General features: G+C 72.2%; 6 protein-coding genes. 5 read left to right on the top strand and 1 reads right to left on the bottom strand.

Translation table 11 applies throughout. The annotated features are described in order from the left end of the window. The 5 genes from ACFWBF_RS06445 to ACFWBF_RS06425 form a co-directional block, all read left to right on the top strand. Positions 1–872 (top strand): alpha/beta hydrolase (locus ACFWBF_RS06445; protein ID WP_385596113.1); only part of this gene is annotated, 872 nt, incomplete at its 5' end. Positions 873–953: 81 nt separating this feature from the next. After that, the gene (locus ACFWBF_RS06440) at positions 954–2366 is read left to right on the top strand and encodes a DUF6421 family protein (protein WP_385596110.1); all 1413 of its coding nucleotides are present in this window, start codon (positions 954–956) and stop codon (positions 2364–2366) included. A 26-nt stretch (positions 2367–2392) separates the two neighbouring features. Then, entirely contained in the window at positions 2393–3154 is a 762-nt protein-coding gene (locus ACFWBF_RS06435) for an SDR family NAD(P)-dependent oxidoreductase (protein ID WP_385596107.1), read from the top strand. Further along, positions 3151–4227, top strand: a complete 1077-nt coding sequence (locus ACFWBF_RS06430; RefSeq protein ID WP_385596102.1) for a threonine aldolase family protein — start codon at positions 3151–3153, stop codon at positions 4225–4227. The genes ACFWBF_RS06435 and ACFWBF_RS06430 overlap by 4 nt, the downstream gene beginning before the upstream one ends. A gap of 86 nt (positions 4228–4313) precedes the next feature. Beyond that, positions 4314–4919: a transglutaminase family protein gene (locus ACFWBF_RS06425; RefSeq protein WP_385596100.1), complete on the top strand. Its 606-nt coding sequence runs from the start codon at positions 4314–4316 to the stop codon at positions 4917–4919. On the opposite strand, the gene ACFWBF_RS06420 is transcribed toward ACFWBF_RS06425, so the two are convergent. Further along, on the bottom strand, positions 4855–6129 hold the full coding sequence (locus ACFWBF_RS06420; protein WP_385596097.1) for an MFS transporter: 1275 nt from the start codon (positions 6127–6129) through the stop codon (positions 4855–4857). The two genes, ACFWBF_RS06425 and ACFWBF_RS06420, sit on opposite strands and share 65 nt — an antisense overlap. Positions 6130–6173 lie beyond the last annotated feature (44 nt).

The following is a 6173-nucleotide window of genomic DNA, read 5'->3' as shown; positions in this document are numbered from 1 at the left end:
CGGGCGCGCCGCCCGGCCCGCCGCCCGCCGTGGGCGCCGTGCAGGACCGCGAGGTCCCCGGGCCCGCCGGGGCGCCGCCGGTCCCGGTACGGATCTACCGCCCCGACCCGCGGCGCCGGCCGGGACCCCGGCCGACCGTGGTGTACTGCCACGGCGGCGGCTGGGTCCTGTGCGACCTCGACAGCCACGACACCCTCGTCCGGGAGCTCTGCCGGGCCTCCGGCGCGGTCTTCGTCTCCGTCGACTACCGCCGCGCCCCGGAGGCCCGCTTCCCCGCCGCCGCACTGGACGCGTACGCCGCCCTGTGCTGGGCCGGCGCGCACCTGGCCGAGCTGGGCGGCGACCCGGCCGCGCTGGTGGTCGCCGGGGACAGCGCCGGCGCGAACCTCGCCGCCGCCTCGCTGCTGCTGGCCCGGGACCACGGGGGACCGGCGGTCGCGCTCCAGCTGCTGCTCTACCCCGTGCTGGACGCGGGCCAGGACACCGAGTCGTACCGCCGCGACGGCAGCGGCTACTTCCTGACCGCCGCGCACATGCGCTGGTTCTGGGAGCAGTACCTGGGCCCCGGCGGCGACGGCCGCGACCCGCTCGCCTCCCCGCTCGCGGCCGACCTGAGCGGGCTGCCGCCCGCCCACGTGCTGGTCGCCGGGTGCGATCCGCTGCGGGACGAGGGTGAGACGTACCACTACCGGCTGATCGAGAGCGGAGTTCCTTCCGCCCTGGACGGCCACCCCGGGATGTGCCACGGATTCCTCGCTCTGGCGGCCGTACTCCCGCCCGCCCGGCGGGCTTTGGAGAAATTGGGCGGAGTAATCGCTTCCACCCTGATGTACGGGAAGACTTCCGGTGGACAAGGGGGTAGCGCAGGATAATTTCCCGTGCTGCCTCTTGAGTGGGAGAGCCTCACATGCTTACGCTGTCTCGACGTGAGGTTCTCCTGTGGAGGAAGTGACATGACGGAAACTCTTGTGCCGGGTGCCGGCGGTACCGTGATATCCGCCGATGCGCGGGTGGTGGACCACCCCGCGTGGCCCGCGCTCAAGGCCGCCGTGGAGGAGATCCGCCCCTGGCAGTCCAAGGACGGCTCCATCGACCTCGAGGCCGAGGGCGCTCCCGCCCTGGCCGCCGCCGAGGCCGCTGTGGAGCGGGTGATCGACGCGGTCGAGACGCTCTCCCCGCTGCTCCCGCACGCCACCGCGTACCACCAGGCGCTCGTCGCCGACCTGCGCAAGTGGGCGGCGGACGGCTTCCGCGTGCCGGACTTCCTGGACTCGCTGCTGGCCTTCCAGCCGGCCGCCGAGCGGATCGACGGGCTCCAGCACCTCGTCGTCTTCCCCATGTACACGCAGAACGGCAACCCGGACCGCAATCTGGAGGCCGTCGCGCTGAAGATGGTGTGGCCCGAGTGGCTCTCCGAGCTGGAGCGCACCCGGTACGACAACCCGCTCTTCCTCGGCATCACCTTCGAGGACTTCACCCCGGGTTACGACACCAACTCCGCCGTGCTCTTCCCGGAGACCATCGCCGTGCGCGAGGCCCCTGAGCGCTTCACGTGGGGCGGCATCTTCTGCGACCGCGAGGCCGCCCGCTACCGCAAGGTCACCGCGGCCGCCGTGGACATCCTGGGCATCGAGCTGCCCGAGGACATCGCCGCCATGGTCGAGGACCAGGAGCGCTGCGAGAAGGCCTTCGTCCTGTGGGACATGGTCCACGACCGCACCCACAGCCACGGCGACCTGCCCTTCGACCCCTTCATGATCAAGCAGCGCCAGCCGTTCTGGATGTACGGCCTGGAAGAGCTGCGCTGCGACCTCACCGCCTTCAAGGAGGCCGTGAAGCTCGAGTCCGAGGGCAACGAGCACGGCCGTGACGTGCAGTACGCCGTCCTCTTCGACCGGATGTTCCGCTTCCCGGTCTCCGGCGACCGCAACCGCAACTACGACGGCCTCGGCGGCCAGCTCCTCTTCGCGTACCTCCACAAGCACGACGTCGTACGCTGGACGGACAACAAGCTGAAGATCGACTGGATGCGGGCCCCGCAGGTCACCAACCAGCTCTGCGCCGAGATCGAGGACCTCTACCGGGCCGGTATCGACCGCCCGAAGCTCGTCCACTGGTTCAAGGCGTACGAGCTGGTCTCCACCTACCTCGCCCCGCACCCGGGATCCAAGTGGGCCAAGGGCCCCGACGCCCTCGACATGACGCAGCCCCCGCGCAAGCTCGTGGACGACGTGCTTGCGGACGAGTTTCCGCTCAGCATGTTCTATGAGGCCCTCGCCAAGAAGCTCAAGGGCGTGATCGCCTCGACCCGGGGCATCACGGCCCACAACGCGGACGCCGAGAACGCAGCGCAGGTCGCCGCGTGAGCGTTTCTCCCCAGGAGGCTGCACAGATGAACGGCTCCTCGAACGGCAACGGCAAGCTTCACGGCGCGGTGGTGGCGGTGGCCGGGGCCGGCGGGCCCGCGGGCCGCGCCACCCTGCTCCGCCTCGCCGAGGCGGGCGCGGTGGTGGTCGCGTCCGACGCCGACGCGGGACGCCTCGCGGAGGCCGTGGACGCGGCGCGCTACGCGCACGGCGGCGCCACCATCACCGGTGACACCGTCGACCTGCTCGACCTGGCGGCCACCAAGGCCTGGGCCGAGCAGACCGAGAAGGAGTTCGGGCACGTCGACGGGGTCGTGCACCTCGTCGGCGGGTGGCGGGGCAGCAGCTCGTTCACCGACACCGACCTCGCGGACTGGGACTTCCTGGAGAAGCTCCTCATCCGCACCGTCCAGCACACCTCGCTCGCCTTCCACGACGGGCTGCTGCGCAGCGACCGCGGCCGGTACGTCCTGATCAGCCAGTCCGGCGCGCACAAGCCGGTCGCCAACAACGCCGCGTACAACGCGGGCAAGGCGGCCGCCGAGGCCTGGACGCTCGCCATGGCCGACTCCTTCCGCAAGGCGGGGGGCGAGGAGGGTCCCGGCGCCGCGGCTGCGATCCTGATCATCAAGGCACTGGTGCACGACGCGATGCGCGCCGAGCGTCCCAATGCGAAGTTCGCGGGCTTCACCGACGTCAAGGAGCTGGCCGAGGCCATCGCCGGCGTCTGGGAGCGGCCCGCACCCGATGTGAACGGACAGCGTCTGTGGCTCACTCCGCAACCGTGAGGACCGCTACCGCGAAGACCGACGCCCGCCGGCACCACGATCCGGCGGTGCGCGGCTTCGCGAGCGACAACTACGCGGGGGTCCACCCGGAGATCCTGGAGGCCGTCGCGCTGGCCAACGGCGGCCACCAGGTCGCCTACGGCGAGGACGAGTACACCGAGCATCTGCAGAAGATCATCCGCAGTCACTTCGGCCCGTACGCCGAGGCCTACCCGGTCTTCAACGGCACCGGCGCGAACGTCACGGCCCTCCAGGCCCTGACCGACCGCTGGGGCGCGGTGATCTGCGCCGAGACGGCGCACATCAACGTCGACGAGGGCGGCGCGCCGGAGCGGATGGCGGGCCTCAAGCTGCTCACCGTCCCGACCCCGGACGGCAAGCTCACCCCCGAGCTCATCGACCGGCAGGCGTGGGGCTGGGAGGACGAGCACCGGGCGATGCCGCAGGTCGTGTCGATCACCCAGAACACCGAGCTGGGCACGGTCTACACCCCGGACGAGATCCGGGCGATCTGCGAGCACGCCCACGGCAAGGGCATGAAGGTCCACCTCGACGGGGCCCGGATAGCCAACGCCGCGGCCTCGCTCGACGTGCCGATGCGCACTTTCACGAACACGGTCGGCGTGGACGTGCTGTCGTACGGCGGCACCAAGAACGGCATGATGTTCGGCGAGGCCGTGGTGGTGCTCAACCCGGACGCGGTCCGGCAGATGAAGCACATCCGCAAGATGTCGATGCAGCTCCCGTCCAAGATGCGTTTCGTGTCGGTGCAGTTGGAGGCGCTGCTCGCGAAGGACCTGTGGCTGCGCAACGCCCGGCACGCCAACGCGATGGCGCAGCGGCTCGCGGCGGGGGTCCGGGAGACGGACGGGGTGGAGATCCTCTACCCGGTGCAGGCGAACGCGGTGTTCGCGCGCCTGCCGCACGAGGTGTCGCGGCGGCTGCAGAAGCGTTTCCGCTTCTACTTCTGGGACGAGGTCGCCGGTGACGTCCGCTGGATGTGCGGCTTCGACACCCAGGAAGAGGACGTGGACGGCTTCCTCCAGGCGCTGAAGGAAGAGCTGACCCGCTAGCCCGCCAGCTTCCGCGATCGCATAGCTATGCCCCCGACCGTAAATCTATTGATCTACGGTCGGGGGCATAGCTATGCTCCGGACCCATGCAGCTGACCCAGCAGAACCCAGACATTCATGCCTATTTGGCGTCGGACGACGTGGTGGACCACTGGCACCCCCTGGTCCAGGAGACTGCCGACGGCCTGTGGTCCGCCACCGGCGACGCATATTCATACGCCAAGGCAGCCTTCGAGTTCGTCCGCGACGTCATCCCGCACTCCGCGGACTCGGGCGACCCACGCGTCGCCTGGCGCGCCTCGGACGTGCTGAGCACCCGCAACGGCATCTGCCTCGCCAAGTCCCACGCCCTCGTCGCCCTGCTGCGCGCCCAGGGCATCCCGGCCGGCCTGTGCTACCAGCGCCTGACCCTCGGCGACGACCAGAGCACCGGCCACGTGGTGCACGGCCTCGTCGCGGTCCGCCTGCCCGGCGGCGAGCGCTGGTCCCGCGTGGACCCGCGGGGCAACAAGCCGGGCGTGGACGCCCGGTTCGACCTGGAGCGGGAGCAACTCGCCTTCCCCGTGCGGCCGGAGCGGGGCGAGATCGACTATCCCGAGGTGTACGCGGCCGCGCACCCCGCCACGCTCAAGGCCCTGCGGGAGTCCGCGGACCGGCCGGAGCTCTGGCGCCGTCTCCCGACGGCTCTGTAGCGGCCGTGGCCGCTGTAGAAGCCGCTGCAGAGGCCGCTGTCGTGGCCGCTACGGGCCCCCGCGCCGCCACCAGCGCGTGCAGCAGGGCCGCCGCCAGCAGGGCCACGGAGATCCCGACCAGCAGCGCCCGCGGCGGCGCGTCGGCCGCGAGCCCCACGAGGGCCGCCCCGAGCGAGGCGGCCGTGACCTTGAGCCCCGCGCCGAGCGTGAACACCTGGGTCCGTACCGCGTCCGGGGCGTACTGCGACCGGATGCGCAGGGTGGCCGTCAGGATCGGCCCGTCGCACACCCCCGCGGCGGCGAACAGTGCGGCGCCGACCGGCAGCGACGGGGTGAACGCGGCCCCGGCCAGGGCCACTCCGGTCCCGGCCATGGCCCAGCGGGCGAGGCGGCCCGGCGGCACGGCCGTGATCCGGCCCAGCGTCAGGGTGCCGACCAGCGCGCCCACCGCGAAGGCCGTCATGAGCACGCCCCCCGCGCCCGGACTGCCGAGCCGGGTGGCCAGCAGTACCGAGGTGGTGGTGAGCGAGCCGATGCCGACGAAGGCCAGGGTCGTCGCCGAAGTGATCGCCCGCAGCTCGTGGATCCGCCACAGCGCGGCGAGCCCTGCCCCGAGCCCGGCGCGGGGGGCACCGGGGTGCGGACCCGCGCCCGGGTTCCCGTACGGGAGGGTCGCGGCCAGTACCGCGGCCGCGGCTCCCGCCAGGGCGAGCAGCGCCATCGCGGGTCCGGCCGAAAGCAGCGCCGCGATCAGGCTGACCGCCGCCGGGGCGGTGACCGCGGCGGCGTTGTAGGTCGACGCGTCCCAGCTGTACGCCCGGTCACGCCCGGCTCCGGCCGGCACCAGGCCCGCGACCAGGCTGGACATGCCGCCCGTCACCATCGGCCCGCAACTGCCCCCGGCCACCGCCACCGCGAGCACCAGCGGCGCCGGGGCCCGGCCCAGCAGCACGGCCAACGTCCCCGCGGCGGCCGTGAACCCGACGAGCGAGCCGACGTGGAACAGCCGGGGCCGCTGCGCCCGGGCCGCGGCCGCTCCCGCGAGCGGAGCCGCCAGTACGTGCGGGGCCAGCCAGGCGGTCAGCACGAAGGCCCCGTGCGCCGGGCTGCCGGTGCGCTCCAGGGCGAGCAGCACGACGGCCATGCCCATCCCTTCGGAGGCGAACCGCGCGGCCAGTGCGGCCGCCAGATACCGCCCGAACCCCTGCATCCCCGTGCCCCTCCCCGACGTATGCATCGAACAGTAAGGCGAAA

This window comes from Streptomyces sp. NPDC060028 (genome assembly GCF_042736725.1).
Taxonomy (GTDB): domain Bacteria; phylum Actinomycetota; class Actinomycetes; order Streptomycetales; family Streptomycetaceae; genus Streptomyces.
Note: the sequence above shows the minus strand (reverse complement) of the source record. Positions and strands in the feature narration are given on the sequence as shown.

Excerpts from the sequence above, each read along its gene's own strand:
- ACFWBF_RS06440 (WP_385596110.1), top strand. The coding sequence starts at position 954 with ATGACGGAAACTCTTGTGCCGGGTGCCGGCGGTACCGTGATATCCGCC.
- ACFWBF_RS06435 (WP_385596107.1), top strand. The coding sequence starts at position 2,393 with ATGAACGGCTCCTCGAACGGCAACGGCAAGCTTCACGGCGCGGTGGTG.
- ACFWBF_RS06420 (WP_385596097.1), bottom strand. The coding sequence starts at position 6,129 with ATGCAGGGGTTCGGGCGGTATCTGGCGGCCGCACTGGCCGCGCGGTTC.
- ACFWBF_RS06425 (WP_385596100.1), top strand. The coding sequence starts at position 4,314 with ATGCAGCTGACCCAGCAGAACCCAGACATTCATGCCTATTTGGCGTCG.